General features: G+C 75.1%; 3 protein-coding genes and 1 pseudogene. 1 reads left to right on the top strand and 3 read right to left on the bottom strand.

The annotated features are described in order from the left end of the window. Window positions 1–343, bottom strand: a pseudogene (locus tag SCA03_RS35815) (hypothetical protein); the annotation flags it as partial. Between the two features lie 64 nt (window positions 344–407). Here SCA03_RS35815 and SCA03_RS26335 point away from each other — a divergent pair. After that, window positions 408–14258 carry a lonely Cys domain-containing protein gene (locus SCA03_RS26335; protein WP_086815585.1) on the top strand — a complete coding sequence of 4617 codons (13851 nt, stop codon included), beginning with the start codon at window positions 408–410 and terminating at the stop codon, window positions 14256–14258. A 122-nt stretch (window positions 14259–14380) separates the two neighbouring features. Here SCA03_RS26335 and SCA03_RS26330 read toward each other — a convergent pair whose 3' ends face one another. Beyond that, window positions 14381–15259 (bottom strand): RICIN domain-containing protein, encoded by an 879-nt coding sequence (locus SCA03_RS26330; protein WP_030887629.1) that lies wholly within the window; start codon window positions 15257–15259, stop codon window positions 14381–14383. Between the two features lie 64 nt (window positions 15260–15323). Then, a complete protein-coding gene (locus SCA03_RS26325) occupies window positions 15324–17384 on the bottom strand; it encodes a hypothetical protein (protein ID WP_086815586.1) in 2061 nt (686 codons plus the stop codon). Between the last annotated feature and the right edge of the window lie 148 nt (window positions 17385–17532).

The following is a 17532-nucleotide window of genomic DNA, read 5'->3' as shown; positions in this document are numbered from 1 at the left end:
GGGGCGGTGGCCGTCCGGGCGGGGGCTCGTCGGGCCAGGAGAGCGGTGGACTGCGCTCCAACGACGGCAACGGCAGCGCGACGTATGTGGAGACCCCTGCCGGTGGTGAGGCGCCCGGCGGTACGCAGCGCGGCGGTTCCGGCGGGTCCTCGCAGGAGACGCCCTCGGTGAAGCCGGGTGAGGAGTCGCCGACGGGTTCGTCGCCGAAGTCGGGTGATGCGCCTGCCGGTTCGGGCTCGTCTTCGAAGTCGGAGGAGGAGTCGTCCACGGGCACGGGTCCGGCCTCGAAGCCGGGCGGAACGTCGGCCGAGGAGACGGTCCCGGGGTCCGGTGCGCAGGGCAAGGGTGCGCAGGGCAGCGGCTCGGAGGAGGTTTCTGCTCCGGTAAGGGAGACCTCGTCGGGGCCGGTGCGGCAGGAACCGGCCGAGGGCGCCGGGGAGTCGGGCCGGCCCGCGGAGGGCTCGGGCGTCCCGGGCGGACGGTCCGGGCAGCAGCCGGACGGTCGGCAGAACGAACCGCAGGGGACGCGGCAGCCCGAGCCTCCGGCGGGGAGCGGGACACGCGGCGGCGCACCGGCGGAGACGGCGGAGGAGACACCGGTCACGGCGACGCCCGTCGGGCCGGACCTCCACCGGCACCCGGGGGCGCAGCGGTTCGACATCGACGCCGCACGGCAGCGGCTGGGCGACCCCGCTCTGCCGCCGGGACGGGCGGACGAGTCGATCCAGTGGGCGCAGCAGGCCGTGGGCGACCGGATCGGCGAGGTCGCACCGGGCGAGAACCCGCTCGGTGTGGTGGCACGGCCGGACGAGGTCGTGCTGCTCGTCGCGGCGGAGTACGCCCGCGGTGGGCACCTCCCGGCCAACGCCCTGCTCGGCTCCCTCATCCGGGGCCCGCGGACACCGGCCCCGGGCGTCGCGTCCGCCCCGAACGGGGAGCAGTCCCCGGCCACTTCGGAGCAGGGGCGCCCGCCGGCTGCCGCACCGCAGGGGGAGCAGGAGCCTCCGCCCTCCTCGGAGCAGCAGCCTCCGGCCGCTTCGGAGCAGGAGCCTGCGGCCTCGTCGGAGCAGGAGCCTGCGGCCTCTTCCGGGCAGGAACAGTCGCCGCCTCCGGCCGCTTCGGGCCAGGAGTCTCCAGCCGCTTCGGGGCAGGGCCCTGCGGCCACTCCCGGGCAGGAGCAGCAGCCCCCGGCCGCTTCGGAGCACGGCCCGGAGAGCGGGCTCGGCCAGACGCACGAGTCCGGGCAGGAGCAGGAGCAGGAGCAGGAGCAGGGGCAGGCGCACGGGCTCGGCCGAGAGCAGGGGCCCGGGCAGGAGCAGGCGCACGGGGCCGGGCAGGAGCCGGCGCAGGCGCAGGGGAACGGGAACAGCCAGGAGCGCGGGTCCGGGCACGGGCCGGTGGCGGACGGGGCGGAGCCGGCGTTGGCGCCGCCGGGGTGGGGTTCGTCCTCCCGGCACGGCTCCGGTGGTGGCTCCTCCTCCCGCCACGGCTCCGGCGGTGGCTCGTCCTCCCGGCACGGTTCGGGCGGCGGTTCGGGCAGCCGCTCGGGCGGCGGGTCGTCGTACGACCCGATCCGGGACTGGGCGCAGGTGTCGAACGTGCGCGGGCAGGGCCGCTCCTCGGGCGTGCGGAACATCGACCGGGCCGTCGCCGCACTGCCGTCGCGGCCCGGCCTGGGCGACTACCAGCGGGTGCTGGACGCGACGCGGGCGTGGAAGGCCGACAAGTCGCCCAGCAGCAGCCGGTGGCCCGCGGTCACCCAGCTGGAGAACGCGGTCCGGCAGCGGATGTACGACCTCGACGGGGCGGCGGCCGGCCCGTCGCGGCAGTCCACCGTCGCGGGCCCGTCCGGCTCGCACCGGGCCGGGCACGGGCAGCGTCCCGCGCCGATCCCGCCGCCGGACCTGCGCCGTCCGCCGGTGATGGTCGACGGCTACGCGCCCGCCACCGGCTTCGAGGTCGAACTGCACCAGTTCGGGCTGGTGTTGCCGGTCGGCACCCACTCCACCGAGTTCGGCGTCCTCGTGACCCTGCCGGGCGTTCTGGAGATCACGCTGGACCACGTCGGCGACGTACCGATCCTGGAGGTCGTGTCCTCCCCGGCCAGCGGGCTGACCGGCGGACGGCCGGACGGCCGGCTGGACCACAGCGTGGTGCGGACCGCCTTCCACGACGTGGTGACCAGGCTCCAGAACGCGCCGAGCAACACCAGCCTGCAACGGATCTTCCCGTCCGAGGCCGGGTACGAGGTCGACGTGCTCGCCGGCGATGTCCGGGTGCGCACCAACGAGGCCGGCTGGGGCACGATGCTGGTGCACCACACGGCGACCACCCCGCTCTCCGGGGTCATCCCGTTCGTCGAGCACGTGGCCGGCGAGATGCGGCAGGACAATCCCGTCACCCGGGCCGCGCACACCGACGCGTCCGCCGCGGTCGGCTTCGGCCGGCAGATGAGCTCCTGGTTCCGTGACTGGCTGCGTCGGCACCCGGAGTGGGCGCAGACCGCGCGGCCCTTCGACGTCGCGGAGCTGGGCGGTGCGCTCACCCTCGGCTACGCACAGGTCGCCGCCGCCGCGCGGGGCCGCACCTCCGGGATGGCGTGGCCGAAGGACTTCACGGCCGTGACGTCGCGCGAGTCGCTGGGGGCGATCCGGGGCGCGCTCGGCCCGGTGCCGCGTGCCTTCACGGAGCGGTACGCGGACGACATCGCCGAGGCGTTCGCCGAGTCCTACACCGCCCATGCCGGGCCGCAGCGGTCCGATCTGCTGTCGGCTCCGCTGCCGATCGACTGGGGCCACGGCGGCCCCCGGGCGACCATCGGCGACTATCTGGACAATCTGCTGCTGGACGATCCGCCCCGGATCGTCGACCAGCACGAGGCGCTGGCGGTACGCACCAACTTCACGTCGCTGGACCGGAATCCGATCAACGGTGTGCCGGTGCTGAACCCCGGCGTCGTCCGGCTGGAGGTGCGTGCCTACGCTCCCCGGCAGTCGGACGAGTCCACGGTCATCCAGGAGTTCGACACCCTGGCCGGGCTGTCCGTCGGGCTGTACAACGACGCACGCGAGCGGTACGGACTGCCGCTGGTGGGCGGGCCGTTGCAGCCCATGGGTCCGCCCGCGTTCCCGCCGCCGGGCTCCGCCTCCGGTTCCGGTTCCGGTTCCGGTTCCACGACGATGACGGTGGAGCCGCCCGCGGCGACGGAGTCCCCGGCCCATCCGCCTGCCGCTGTGGAGACTCCCGCGCAGCCGCCGGCGGCGACGGACCCCACCGCGCAGCCGCCCGCGTCCACGGGGGCGCCCACCGGAGCGTCGTCGCAGCCGCCCGGACACCAGCAGCCTTCCGGGCAGCAGTCGTCCACGCAGCCTTCCGGGCAGCAGGCGTTCGGCTCGCAGGCGTCCGGCTCGCAGACGGCAGGGCCGGGGCAGCACGCCCCGCAGCTGTCCGGGCCGCTCGCGGATCTGGCCGGGCGGCTGCCCGGGATGACGCCGGAGCAGCGCACCTCGGAGCTGACCCTCCTGCCGGAGTCCGACCTCGACGCGCTGGCGTCCGACCGGGACCTCGTGCACACCCTGCGCGACTCCCTCAGCGCGCCGGACTTCGGCCGGGTGGTGGCGGAGCTGATCGTGCGCACCCCCGAGGGAGTGCACCAGCCGATCTCGGCGCGGGGCCGGGTGCAGGGGCTGATCGGCGCGATGCTGCACAACCCCGAGGCGGCCGGCCGGCTGCTCGACGCCGGTGTCCGGGTCTTCGTGGCGCCCCGCGACGTGCCCCTGACCGCGCTGGACCCGTTCCGTGCGCTCCACGGCCTCCAGTCGTCGGACGGCCGTCCCTACGACCCGATCCGCGGCATCCAGCTCCAGGGCAATGTGCTGGTCTCCGAGGAGAACCTGCTCGGTGAGTCGCCCACGGTGCCGAACGCCGTGCGCTACCACGACGGTTACTCCACCACCACGCACGAGTTCGCCCACGCGCTGCACCACTACGGGCTGACCCCCGACGAACGGCAGCAGATCACCGACAGGTTCTGGGACCTCCAGGACCTCGGCGACGCCGCGGTCTGGCCGGACGGGCCGCTGCCCAACTACTCGGCGCAGAACCAGCACGAGTGGTTCGCGCAGCTGAGCAACGCCTACCTGGGCACCAACCACGGCATCGACCCGTACAACGGGCAGCCCCGCAACAACGGTGTGCAGTGGGTGGAGGCCAACGAACCCGGCATGCTGCCGCTGCTGGAGAACCTGTACGGGCCCGCGCCGAGGCAGCAGGAGCCCCGGGAGAACCCGGTCCTCGCCACCGACGCGGAGAACGAGGCGTTCGCCGGCTTCCGGGCCCTCTTCGACCGCGCCGAGTCGACCCTCGTGCCCCAGCCGCACCCGCCGGCGCCCGCCCCCGCGGGACCGCTGCCGGCCGAGAGCCTCGTGCCGGGGCTCGCCCCCGCGGCCACGTTCACCGGCGGCGGTACGCCCGTGCCGGAGTCGATGGAGTCGCTGTTCCCGCCGCCCACCGGGGTGTCCACCCGCGACATCATGACGACGCTCCAGGACGTCTTCGGGCCCGGTATCGCCCAGCACCCGTCGCTGGGCGGTCTGGTCGGCTCCGTCGCCGCGCTGGAGAACGCGCGGGCGGGCCACCCCCGGTTCGGTTCGGGGCCGATCGATCTGCCCGGGATGACGCGCGCCGTCTTCCACACCGACCCGGCCGCTCCGGTGCAGCCCGAAGCCGTGATGACGCTGCTCCAGACGGTGGCGAGCGCACGGCGGCGCGGCTGGGCCGACAGCATCCCCTCGATCTCCGCCTATGTCCTGTACGGCCGGGGCGCGCTCGGCGGCACCGCGGCGCTGCCGGGCGCCGACGGCACCCTGACCGGACGCAACTGGGGTTCGGAGACGGGCTTCCAGGTGGACACCGGCCAGGTGCGCCGGCCGACGGCCGAGGGGATCACGTCCACGCCCGCGCTGTGGCGGCCCACACCCTGGACCGTGATCGCCGAGCGGGATCCGGGTACCGGCGCGCTCCTGGTGCGGGACGCGCAGGGGAACGCCCTGCCGACCGACGACGACGTCTTCGTCGAACTGATCACCCGGGATCCGGAGCGGCCGCCGAACAGCGAGATCCTGCTGCTGGTGCCGGGCGCCGAGGGCAGGGCCGAGGTGCTGCCCCGCGCGGTCGCCGACCAGACGGACGAGCATGTCTGGTCCACCGACGGCGTGTTCGCCCTGACTCCGCCCGCCGACGGCCAGGGCCCGAGGTCGATCGACCTGCTGGACACCCAGCCCGGTCAGCGCCCGGTGGGCATCTTCTTCCCCAGCCGTCCCGGGCTGTCCGGCGACGGGCGGGGCGCCATGGTGACCGCGAACGACGGCACCGTCTTCTCCGAGGACGACATCCACTCGTTCACGCTCACCACGGCGGAGGGCCGCGGCCTGAACGGACGTGCCTTCCTGGACAACCAGGACATGGCCATCCGGGAGGCGCTGCTGCGGGAGGTGTCGCGGGCCACCCAGTACACCGACTTCGAGGAGGGCCTGCCCCCGATCAGCCGGGACCAGGAGAGCGGACTGCGGGATCTGCCGCGTGGCCTCGCCAACTCCTATGTCTCCGTGGGCCACGGCGACACCAGCAGGCTGACGGTGCCTAGGCGCAGCACCCGGGCCAACCAGGCGATCCCCAGCGGGGAGCTGGCCGGGATCCTGCGTCGCCGCCCCAGCCTCCAGAGCATGCCGCGGGACTGGCCCGTGTGGCTGCTGTGGTGCGAGATCGGCATGTTCAGGCCGGGCCGTGATCCGCTCCGCTTCCCGCCCTCCGCGCAGGACGTGTCCACGGGCGTGGACCGTACCGTCTTCGCCTCCGACCGGCCCGTGGGCTCCGCCGGCCAGGAAGGCGACGTGGCGCCCCGGCTGATCAAGTTCGACCGGGTGAACGCGCCCGAGGGCAGGTGGCTGGAGTTCCGCCCCGAGCCGGGCGCCACGGTGCTGACCCAGCTCGCCGATCTGGCGGGGCTGCCGCAGGACCTGTCCCGCCGCACCACCCGGGTGCTGCGCTGGATCCGTGCGCTGCGGCTGCTGTTCGGCGTCGACATCGACACCGCGCCCGGCCGCGCCTCGGAGTTCCACAATCTGATCCGCGGGTTCGGCGCGCTGGAGAGGGAGCGGCTGAACAGCGGTGGACAGGTGGACGACGGCCCGCTCACCTGGGGCCTCCTCCAGGACATCTCGGCCGGCAACGCCCGCCGCTGGAACGCCGATCCGACCCTGACGAAGGACGTCCTCGCCTGGCTGCTGCACGAGGCGTCCCAGGGCAGGCCGGTGGCCGGCTACGCGGCGGCCCCCGCCTCCGCGCCGACGGCCCACCCGGCCCCGCCGGGCGGCGGCAGCAGCACGGCCACCATGACCGTGGAGGAGATCCCCCTCACCGACCTGTCCGGGACGATCGGCACCACCCGTCTGGTCGGGGACACGACGGGGACGCAGACCCACACCGGGCCCCCGGCCGAGGAGTCCGCGGCCAACGGGCCCACCACGCCGGGGACTTCGGGGACCTCGGGGGCTTCCCTGACGCCCGAGGAGCCGGCGTCGACCGGGACGCCTCCCGCCGCTCCCGAGTCGCGTCCCCGTATGGGGCCGCGCACGGGCGGCAGCGGGACCACGACGGCCGAGCCGCCCACGCAGCAGACGGCCGGGACGCACCCGCCCGCCGAAGTCACCCCCGGCGGCGAGACACACACGAACCCCGGCACCAACGGCGGCACCCACGTCGGCACGAACGGCGACGAGAACGCCGGGACACACGTCGGCACCAACGGCGGCGCGAACGCCGAGACGCACGTCGGCACCAACGGCGGTACGAGCACCGAGACGAACCTCGGCACGAACGGCGACACGCACGGCGAGACGCGCAGCGGTGCCAACGCCGTCGCCACGTCCGGTGGGCAGACGGCCGCTCCGGTTCAGCCGACCGGGCCCGTGGACCAGACCGGCATGCTCTCCGACATGGGCCTGTCGCCGGTCTACGTGGCGGCGGTCGACGACGCGCTCGGGCATGCGATCCTCGCCGTCGCGCCGCGCGAGACCGGACAGTTGGTGGGTCAGCCCAGCCGGCCCGCCGCACTGGACGAGCTGCGCGGGGCGCTCGCCGACGCGCTCACCGCCGACCTGGCCAGGCCACCGTCCGAGCAGCGGTTCTGGCCGGCGCTCGACGCGCTCGCCGACCCGGAGGCCGCGGGCGCCGGCCCGCTCTCCGACGACGTCCGCGCCGATGTGATCCAGGCGGTGCGCAGCGGGCGGTCCGACGCCGTCTCCGAACAGCAGACCCTCACCGTGGCGGCCCCGCTGCTGGGGCTCGATCTGACGGTGCTCCTCCCGGACGGCAGCCGGTGGAGCGCCGGCCCGGGGGAGGGGCGGGACGTCGTCCTGGTGCGGTTCCCGCAGGGCGGTCCCTACACCTCGCCCTGGGCGGGCACCGAACCCGTCGGCACGTACTCCGGTCCCCCGGCCGAGCAGCAGACCGCGCCGCCGCCCGTGCAGCAGCGTCCGGTCCGGCCGACGACCCCGGCTCCGCCCGCGGCGCCGCAGCGGCCGGCCGGGAGCGCGGGCCGACAGGGTGCCGAGGTCTTCTTCGGCTCGGATCCGCGGCCCGTCCCGCAGCCGGCGAACTCCACGCCGGTGGAGCCGGCCGCTCCGGAGCCCAGGACGCCCGCCGCCTCGGAGAACTCCTCACCTGCCGGGCCGGTGGTCCCGTCCACGTCGCCCGGAACGGAGCACACGTCCGGGCACACCTCCGAGCACACCTCCGAGCACACCGCCCCCGGGAACACCGGCACGACCGCCGGCGGCGGCACCACCGGGGGCGCCACCAACGGCACGGTCGCCAACAATCCGGCCGTCAACGTCCCGGCCGCCAACGTCCCGGCCGCCAACGGGACGGCCGCCAACGGGACGGCCACCGGCGGTGGTTCCGCCGTGGGCGGGGGGTCCGGAACCGGCGGTGGCTCCGGCAGCAGTGGTGGCAGCAGCGGCGGCAGCGGCTTCGGCAGCGAAGACGAGGAGCCCACCGGCCCGCGGGCCCAGGAGGAACAGCCCGCGCTGTCGCCCTATGTGATGGGGCACGGCGTGCGGCACGACGGCAGCGTCGGCCTGGTGCTGTACGAGCCCGTCCCGGAGGAGGTGCTCGGGCCGCTGCACCGGCAGGTGCTGGACTCGCTCGGCATCGCACCCGACAGCGACGCCGCACGGGAGGCGCTGCCGCAGCTCCAGGAGCAGTTGGGCGCCACGGAGATCGCGCTGAACCTGCCCTACATCCGCAGCAGCCGCGGCCACCGGGTGACGCTGAACATCGGCGGCCGGGAGCGCACCGTCGATGTGCGGATGCGGTTCACCGGCGCCCGTCCGGCGCCGGGGGCGGGCAGCGTCTCCATGGTGCCGCGCCACCGGGCGGTGGAGCGGCGCAGCGAGGCGGCGCAGTCGTCCTCCAGCACGGAGAGCTCCGGCACCTACCGCACGGTGCCGATCCCGTGGATCGCGATCTACAACGGGCCGGCGGGACCGCTGCGCTGGTTCGACGGTTCGCTCACGCTCTCGCTCACCCACAACCAGCTGTCCGAGTCGGTGACGTCGGGCGACTCCGTGCAGGTCACCTCGGTGCACCGGTCGACCGACCCGGCGCAGGCCGTGAGCTACATGAGCGCCTGGCAGCTGCGTACCGACACCCCGCGGAACGCGCCGGGGGACGCCTGGAGCCCGGAGCGGCAGCACGGCCGGGTGACGGCCTGGTTCCCCGAGCACGCGGCACTCGGCGACGGCAGCACACAGGATCTGCCCGAGCCGGCGGGCCTGGGCGACCTTCCGCTGTGGGGGGTCGACGACGTCACCGAGCCGGGCCGGCTGCTCGACGAGGTGCTGACCGACGAGGACTTCGCCCCGCTGCGCGGCATGGACGAGACCTCCCGCAACGATCTGACGGGCTTCCTGTCCGAGCAGATGCAGCGCGGCGGCGCCCCGTTGCACCACGGCGGCGGCGTGTTCTCGCCGGTGCTCCAGGACGAGTCCGGCAACCCGATCGGTGTGGTGCGTCTGGAGGCCGTGTTCCGGCCGGGCGCCGCGCGGTCGCGGACCCACGACGGCCAGTTCTCGCTGGAGACCTATCTCGCCCACACCTCGTCCGTGGACAGCGCGTCGCGGCTCACCAGCGGCGCGGGCCTGGACGGCAGCGGCGGACCGCAGTTCACGCCGGACCAGGCGGCCGGGCACCCGAACGCGGCCACCCTCATCGGCGGCGGCGTGTTCGGCAAGGCCGGGGCGAGCTGGCAGACGAGCGACGCGTTCGGCTCCGGCAGCAGCGCCACGCTGACGCACGCGCTGTACACCGCAGAGGGCCATCTGGTGGCACCGGCCGCCGTGCAGTACACGGTGACGCTGGTACCGGCCGGCGGCGGCGCGATCCAGCGCACGTTCGGCCCGTGGGAGGACGGCGTCCGGATGCGGCTGCCGCAGCGGCAGACCGCGCTCGGGAACCGGCCGACGCCGACGGAACGCCGGGCGCTGCCCGAGGCGTTGGAGAACCTGGACAGCATCGGCACGGCGGCGACCCCGCTGCGGGTCGAGGGCGCCCGGGCCATGTTCGAGCGGGCCGAGGAGTGGCTGCGTGCCGAGGGTTTCCTGCCGCCGGCCGACCACACCCGCGCGACGCTGGACGGGCCGCGCGTCCGTGCCCAGCTGATCAATCTGCGGCGCTTCCACCAGATGCGCTCCGACTTCGGGCTGCCCACCTCGGTGCCGGACGCCGTGGACGGCGGGCGCCGCGCATGGTTCGAGGTGCCGGGAAGGATGACCGGCACCCGCCGGGTCCAGCTCAGGTTCGGGGTGCAGCGCGACCACAGCCGGCACGCCGAGCACAGCCGCAGGCTGCCCGGTGTGGAGACGATGGGTGTCGCCTCCTACGAGACCCACGGCGCGCACAGCCGCGGCAACGTGCTGGGCTGGACGGCGGGCGGGGGCGGCGGCCCGCGCTGGCCGCTCGGCCACGCCGGCCGCTGGGCCGTGGACACCACGGCGGACTACACCGGGGGCCGTACGTACTCCCGCACCCGCTCGCAGGGTTCCGCCTTCGGCACGGACCAGTTCGCCATCGCCATGGCGGCGGGCACCGAACTCTTCGACGTCCCGGCCCTGTTGGGCCTGGACCTGTACGAGGGGACGGCGACGGAACCGGTTGTCCGGTTCGCCGATCCCGCGTCCGGGCAGCCCGGTGCGTCGTCGTCCTCGGCGGCCTCTTCCTCGTCGGCTTCGGCGTCGGCGCCGGCGTCGACACAGCAGGGCCTCCCGACGGCGCGGCCCGCGGGGGCGCGGCCCACCGTGCCGGGCCACATCCGGCTGGCGGTGCCGCACCACCACACCGTCGAGCCGTTCATCGGCCCGGCGGCGCCGCCGCCGCGGGACACCATCCGTGAGCCGGTCAACGACGGCCCGCGGTCCGACCACAGCCGGCTCGGCGGGACGGACCGGAACGGGCAGCCCCTGCCCGGGCTGACCCGGCTGCCGGACGACGCGCTCGTCGACAGCTTCCGCGGCAGCGCCACCGTGCAGGAGGCGTTCCACCAGCTGGTGACCGGCACCTACCCCGGGCACACCACGAGCCCGCTCGGCAACGCCCTCCAGGCGGTCGGGCAGCGGCTGCCGGGCTGGGTGACGGCGGCGGGCAACCGGGTCGCCGGCTACGTGGCCGGCGGATCGGCGGAGAACCAGGGCGCGTTCCTCGGAGAGGTGCTGCACCAGGCCACCCGGCCCGCGGCCCTGCTCGGCCGCGCACACCAGATCTTCAACGGCACCTACCTCATCGAGGGGCTGGCGCTGCCGGGTCTGGGGGCCGACCAGGAGGCGTCCCTGGAGATCCAGGGCTATCTGCACAACCCGACGCACACCGGCTCGTACAACACCTACGGCGAGTCGGACCTGTCCTCGACGGACACCTCGGGGCACCAGCGCTCGGTGGCCCGCTCCCACCAGGTCGGCGTCGGAGTCACCGGCCTCCAGTCGGCGCCCAGCCCGCTGCCGGACGGCACCACACCGCGGGCCTTCCAGGCCAACCCGAGCGGGCGGGGGGCCGGCAGCCGGCGGACCGAGGACGCGCACGGCAACTCCCGGTCCAGCACGACGACCCGGTCCCCGGTGGAGGCGAACGACCAGCACGGCATCACCACCGACGCCACCTTGCTGATCACCCTGCGCTGGGGCACCCGCAACGGCCCCGCCAACGCGGTCGGCCTGGGCAGCCGGCCGGGGATCACCGTGGCCGTGGATCTGCCGCGCGCGATGCACTTCTCCCTCGCGCCCGGCCAACTCCAGCGCTACGCCCAGTGGTTCGCCGGGGTGCCCGGGCTGCCGGCGCCGGTGACGACTCAGCCGACGGTGCCGCTGCCGGACCACTTCGTGCGCACCCGGCAGCCCGGGCTGGCGGCCGTGCTGTCGGTGACCCAGTTCGCGCACCCGGTGCAGCGCACCGAGAGCCGCGACCGGCTGTACCGGGAGATCACCGCCCTCGTGGAGAGCGAGGCGCCCGGTGTGACCCGGCCCGGTCACTCGGCGTTCGTGCGCGGCGTGGCCACCCGGCTCGCCGACCTCACCGCTCCCGGTGTGCTGCGGGCCCTGCCGGGGCGCGGCACGGTGCGGCTGTGGTTCCGGCACGCCTCGGCGGGCGGTACCCGGCTGGTGGAGGTCACGCTCTCCGCCGAGCCGGAGCTCCAGACGCCCGGGCTGGGCCGGCTGCGCGGCCGTCCGGCCGGGGAGGGCACGGCGCTGGAGCAGCAGGACATCGAGGTGGCCGACCAGCGGTCCGGGTCGAGGAGCACCAGCGGCTCCCTCCAGGTGTCCGCGAACCCCATCTCCCGCTATCCGCGGCCCAACGCGGGCCGGATCGACCGGACGGGGCCCGTCCTGTCGGCCTCCTCGTCGCGGAGCCGGACGATCGGCTCCGAGTCCGCGATCGACCAGCGGTTCTGGTCGCGTACCGGGAACGCGGCGGACTTCGTCGTCGGCTACACCATCGTCGGCAGCGTGCGCTCCGAACTGGTCTGGAACTGGCCGCCGGACCTGGTCGGCGGCGTGCTCACCAACGGGCTGCTCTCCTGGGCCGACGAGGGCGGCGCCAGCGGTCTCATCGGACGGCTGTCGCGGATGCTGCACGGCAGGCCGCCGCGCGAGGTCCATGTGCCGGCCGATGTCGCCCTGCGGTTCACCGCCTCCGAGTCGGTGCCGCCGCGCCAGGTGGATCCGCCGCTGCGTCCCGCGACCCACACGCAGGACCCCCGGCTCCTGCCCCCGCCGCGGCCCGCGGCACAGCAGCCGGCCGCACAGCCGGCCGGGACCGGGCAGACCGCACCGGGACAGACGCCGCAGCAGACCGCGCCCGCGCAGGCGCCGCCGCAGGGACGGCCGTTCACGCCCGGGCCCCGGGTCGTGCCGTCCGGCCCGACGCCGGTGCAGAGCTTCAACGCGTTCCCGGAGCTGGCACAGGCCCTGCGGACCGTCGCGCCGGGCCTGGGCGGCGGCCGGATCCCGGACGGGGAGAACCCGGAGTCGGCGGCACACTGGTTCGCCGAGCTGATCCAGGCCGGCCGGCTGACCGTCACACCGGCGGACACCCCGGCACCGCGCGGCGCCTCCATGCCGGGCGCCTGGCCGGAGGACGAACAGGGCGAGCAGACACCCACGCTGGAGGTGACGCTGCACAACCCGCGGCCCGTCACGGAAGCGGAGGACATCGCCGTCGACCGGCTGTGGCGGCCCACCCGGACCGTCAGCGGATCCACGTCGTCCAACAGCGTCGCGACGATGGGCTACCAGTCCACCGAGAGCGGCAACGGCGAGAACCTGCACCTGGTGAGCGTCACGGTGCCGGTGCTGTCCCGGCAGCCGGTCTCCCGCTCGGGCGCCGGCTCGGCGCTCGCCGTCGACCGCGACCGGCTGATGACCGGCAGGCCCGAACGGCCCGCGGACGGCAACGGCACCCGCAGCCACGAGACGCTGGTGGACGCCGTCATCGCCGTGCACGGCCCGGAGGGCACCCGGTACGTCACCGGCAGCGGCACGGTGCGGCTGTTCGACACCGATCTGCTCGGCCACGGCGTCCTCGGGCCGCGCACGGCCTCCCGGGTCCACGACCTGCCGGGCCTGCTGGCCGACCAGCCCGACGAGGCGCTGCGGGACTGGCGGCGCCACCCGCTCTCGGAACTGCCCCGGGTGCTGGCCGACGGTATCGGCCACGGCGAGGGCGGCGTGCAGCTGTGGCTGGACGTCGGCACCGACCCGCAGAGCACGGGGCTCTCCCGCGCGCTGTACATCGGCTCCCGCACGGCCGTCGCCGCCGGGCGGCCGGTGGAGATGGTGCTGCGGGGCCCGACCGGGCTGCGGTTCTGGCCGTTCGCGGCCGACGGCACCCTCACCGACCTCACTCCCACGACGGCGCACGCCTGGGGAAGCCTGCGGACCAACTTCGTCGCCCACGCCGACGCGATGGCGGCCGAGGCCGACGCGGCCTCCCGGGAGCAGGAGCTGGCGCCGGCGCTGGAGGAGGCACGGCAGGAACTCGGGCGGGCGCAGGGCGCGGTGACCGATGCGCAGACGGCGCTCGACACGGCGACCGAGGCCCACCAGGGTGCCGTCCAGCGGCAGCAGGAGGCCGACGGGCGGCTGGCCGGTGCGCGCGGGGAGCTGGCGACCGCGCAACAGGCCCTCGACGACGCGCTGGAGGGCGTGACCCGGGCCCAGCAGCGGGTGCAGGCGACCCGGGACGCGCTGGACGCGGCCACACGCACCCCGGCCGGGGCCGAACCCCCGGCGGAGGAGGCGTTGGCACCGCTGCGCGATCTGCTGGCGGAGGCCGAGCGGGACCTGGAGCGCGCACAGGGCGCCCGGGCCGCCGCGGACGAGGCCGTGCGCGGCGCCACGGAGACGGTCGCCGACCGGGAGAGGGAGGCGACGGCCGCCGCCGGGCAGGTGACGACGGCGGAGCGGAACCTGGGCGAGGCCCGGCAGGGGCTGGCCACGGCGACCGGCGAACGCGACAGCCGCCAACGGGAGTTCACCGAGGCGGAGAACGCGGTGCAGGAGGCCCGCACCGAGCGGCTGCACCAGCAGGGCGTCCAGCGCGACACCTGGTCGGCCATGCCGGGGATCGCGGGCCGGCTGAGCGCCGACCGGTGCTGGGAGGGCGTCGGCGGCGCCCGCACCCCGCTCGACGGGACCCCGCCCGCCGGCTGACGCCGCACATGACGGAGCCGGCCCGTACGGGAGAGATCCGTACGGGCCGGCTCGGTCGGTCGGTGGCGGTCCCGCGGCCGCTCAAGGGCGGCCGGCGGCGGTGTGCGGGGGCCGGTGCCGGCTCAGCGGACGAAGCGCCAGCGGGTGGCGCCGTCGTTGCACGGGCCGATGACCAGCGGCTTGTCCAGCTTCTTCAGGTCCGGGCCCGGCACCTTCAGACACAGGTTGTTGCTGGCGAAGTTGCGGACCAGCAGGGTCCGGTTCGGCTGCGGGTCCACCCACCACAGCTCGTTGTCCTTGAGCGTCTCGTGGCAGTTGGCCTCCTGGACGACGGTGCCCGGCGGCTTGGGGCCGAGGTCGGGCAGATCCAGGCAGTAGCCGTCCTTGACGTTGCGTATCAGCACCAGGTCGGCCCCGTTCGGGCCCTTTCCGGGGTGCTTGACCCGTACGTCCCACAGCTGGTTGTCCTGGTCGGTGCCGTCGCACCGGAACTGGCTGACCGGGGTGCCGGTCTCGCCGACGCCGTCGTAGTACGGCAGATCGGCGCACAGCCCGGACTGCGCGTTCTTCAGCAGCACCCGGGAACGGTTCGCGGTGGAGCGGGACTTCACATCCTGCTCCGTCTTCTTCTCCTGAGGGGCGCGGATGGTCGTAGAGGGCTCCGGGTCCGGCTCGGAGACGTGCTTGCGCGGTGCGGACTCCGGGGTGTGCTCCGACTTCGACGGCTCCGGCGTCGCCGAGGGCGACTTGGTGATCTGTTTGCGTGCCGCGGCCTGCTCGGCGGCCAGTTTCTCCTTCTTGGCGTCCTCGTCGGCCTGGTAGCTGCGCCAGGCGCTCAGGCCCAGGGTGCCGCCCGCGGCCAGGGCCAGGACGGCGACGGCGCCGGCGACCCGGGCGCCGAGCCGGGAGCGCTCCCCGGGCTGTTGGGCGGTTGTGGTCAGCGCGTCGGCGAACCGCGCCCGCTGCCTGCGCTTCGTATCGTCCTGCTCCGTCTCACTCATCGCCGTTCTCTTCCTCGATCTCGCCGGTGCCCGGTCCTTCCGGGCCGGCGCGGGGTGGTGGCCGTCACTCCGGGGCCCCGTACAGCGCGCGCTCCCGCAGCAGTTCGGCGGCCTGCGTCAGCGCGCTGGACAGGCGCCGCCGGTACGTGCTGAAGGAGAGCGCGGCACGGTGCGCCGCGGCCTGCTGACTGCGCGGCCCCGTCAGATAGGTGATCTCCAGGATGTCGCCGAGCTGCCTGCGGCCGGGGTCCGACCGCAGCCGGGCCACCGTGTCGGTGAGCACCTCGCGCAGTGCCGAGACATCCCCGCCGGCCGGTACCAGCGAGGTGCCCAGCAGGGCGTTCTGCGCGAGGCGCCCCGGCTCCTGGAGATGACGGTAGCCCTGCTTGACGGCCTCGGTGAACTCCGGCCAGGGAAGCTGTGGTTCGGCGGGCTCCTCCGTGACGACCGCTTCGCCCGGTTCGTCCGCCAGCAGCCGGGCACGCAGCCCGTCGCTCCACGCGGTGAACGGGCCGACGCGCCAGTCGCGCACGTGCGGGACGATCTGCCGCCCGTCGACATCGGTCACGGCGGGCGCCGCGTGCTGCCCGCACAGGCTCAGGGCCGCCGACAGCGCCGGACGGTGCCCGGGCGCGCACGTCCAGCTCACGGCCAGCCCGGGCGTCTTGGCCCACAGGGTGGTCAGCGCGAACCCGGCGCCGATGTCGCCCTCGTGTCCGCTGGTGCTCCACCGGGCCACCAGCAGCCGCTCGGAGCGCCGCAGCGGCCCCCGCAGCGCGATGTGGTCGAGCGCCGCCCGCACGACCGGGTCGTCGGGCAGCCCCTCCGCCTCCGGCTCGACGACCGGCGCCACCAGCGTGCCCACCACCCCGCGCTGCGGGTCCTCGACGACGACGAAGCCGGAGGGCCGGTGGTGCCACCACTGCTCGGCCAGGCGCCCGGCCTCGGTGCCGAACTCGCGCTCCACGGCGTCCAGCACGGTGCCCCGCTCCTGCGGGACGGCGGGGCGCACCCGTATGCTCTCGGCCCGCCGCCAGTCGAAGGCGGCGCGGAAGGTGTGGTGCTGCCGGCCCAGATAGGCCAGGCCCGCGCCGAACGCCCAGCGGTCGCCGGTGCCCTTGGTCAGTTTGCGGCCGAAGTGGTCGTGGACGCGGCGGAAGAGCCGCTCGTACTTCTCGGTGCCCCGCCAGCGCAGATCGGCGACGAGCGCGTCCCGCACCAGCTCGTGCGGGACGAGCCCCTCGCCGGTGCTGCGCACCCACGACAGCCCGCGCAGCCAGGCGCACAGCCGCCGCGCCTCCTGCCGCGGCAGCTCCAGCGCGTGCTGCACCAGCTCCTCGGTGGTGACGCGGGCCAGCGCCAGCACGTACAGGGCGTCGGCCTGCGTCAGGGTGGGCGTCTCGCGCAGCACCAGGCGCAGGAGTTCACCGACGAGGTCGGGGGAGTCGCGCAGTTCCCAGCGGGGGGTCTGCTCGGCCGTGCCCGGGCAGCGGGCCACGGCGTCGGCGATCAGCGCCAGGGCGAGCGGCAGGCCGTGCGCGGCGCGGACGACCAGCGGGACATCGGCCGGGTCGACGTGCCGGTTGCGCAGCAGCAGCGCGGCCTCGGCGTCGTCCATGCTGGACAGCTGCACGCTGCGCAGCGCGTGCCACCACTGCGGGTCGGTGCGCCACTCGGTGGCGGGCGGCTGCCGTCCGGCGACGACGAGCAGGGCGTCGGCGGGCAGCGCGGGCAGGAACTCGTGCCGCAGCCAGTGCTCCAGGGGGCCCAGCAGTTCACCGGAGTCCACCAGCAGGACCTTGGGGCCGCCGGGCTCCTCGTGGCCGCCCTGTGCGTCGAGCGCGGCGCGGAACGCCTCGGCCGTGGGCTCGATGTCGCGCATGTCGACCCTGCGGCAGGACCGGCCGTGCTCCTCCGCCTCGTCGCCGAACCGCTGGAGCAGTGTGCTCTTGCCGATTCCTCCCATGCCGTGCAGCCACACGACGAAGCAGCCGCGCCGCTCGTCGAGCATGAGTTCCCGCAGCAGCCGCAGTTCGGCCTGCCGCCCGGTGAACGCCTTCCGCCGCAGGGCCGCGAGCTGTTTCCCCCGTGAGTCGACCTTCGCTGACGTGGGAGACGTCTGCATCTTCGAACCCGCAGTCCTTCCCTGTTGCTTGACCGCCCCGCCCGTGGGGTACCGCGATTCCGCCGTCCGTTCCCCGCGGGCATGCGGCCCCGCGGAACGGAAGGAAGCGGAACCGCCTCTTCGCTCACCATACGTCGAGATCAACCGC

The sequence above is a fragment of the Streptomyces cacaoi genome (genome assembly GCF_006539165.1).
In the GTDB taxonomy this organism is placed as follows: Bacteria; Actinomycetota; Actinomycetes; order Streptomycetales; family Streptomycetaceae; genus Streptomyces; species Streptomyces cacaoi.
The sequence above is the reverse complement of the archived record's forward strand: the minus strand, read 5'-3'. Positions and strand labels throughout refer to the sequence as shown.

Excerpts from the sequence above, each read along its gene's own strand:
- SCA03_RS26330 (WP_030887629.1), bottom strand. The coding sequence starts at position 15,259 with ATGAGTGAGACGGAGCAGGACGATACGAAGCGCAGGCAGCGGGCGCGG.
- SCA03_RS26325 (WP_086815586.1), bottom strand. The coding sequence starts at position 17,384 with ATGCAGACGTCTCCCACGTCAGCGAAGGTCGACTCACGGGGGAAACAG.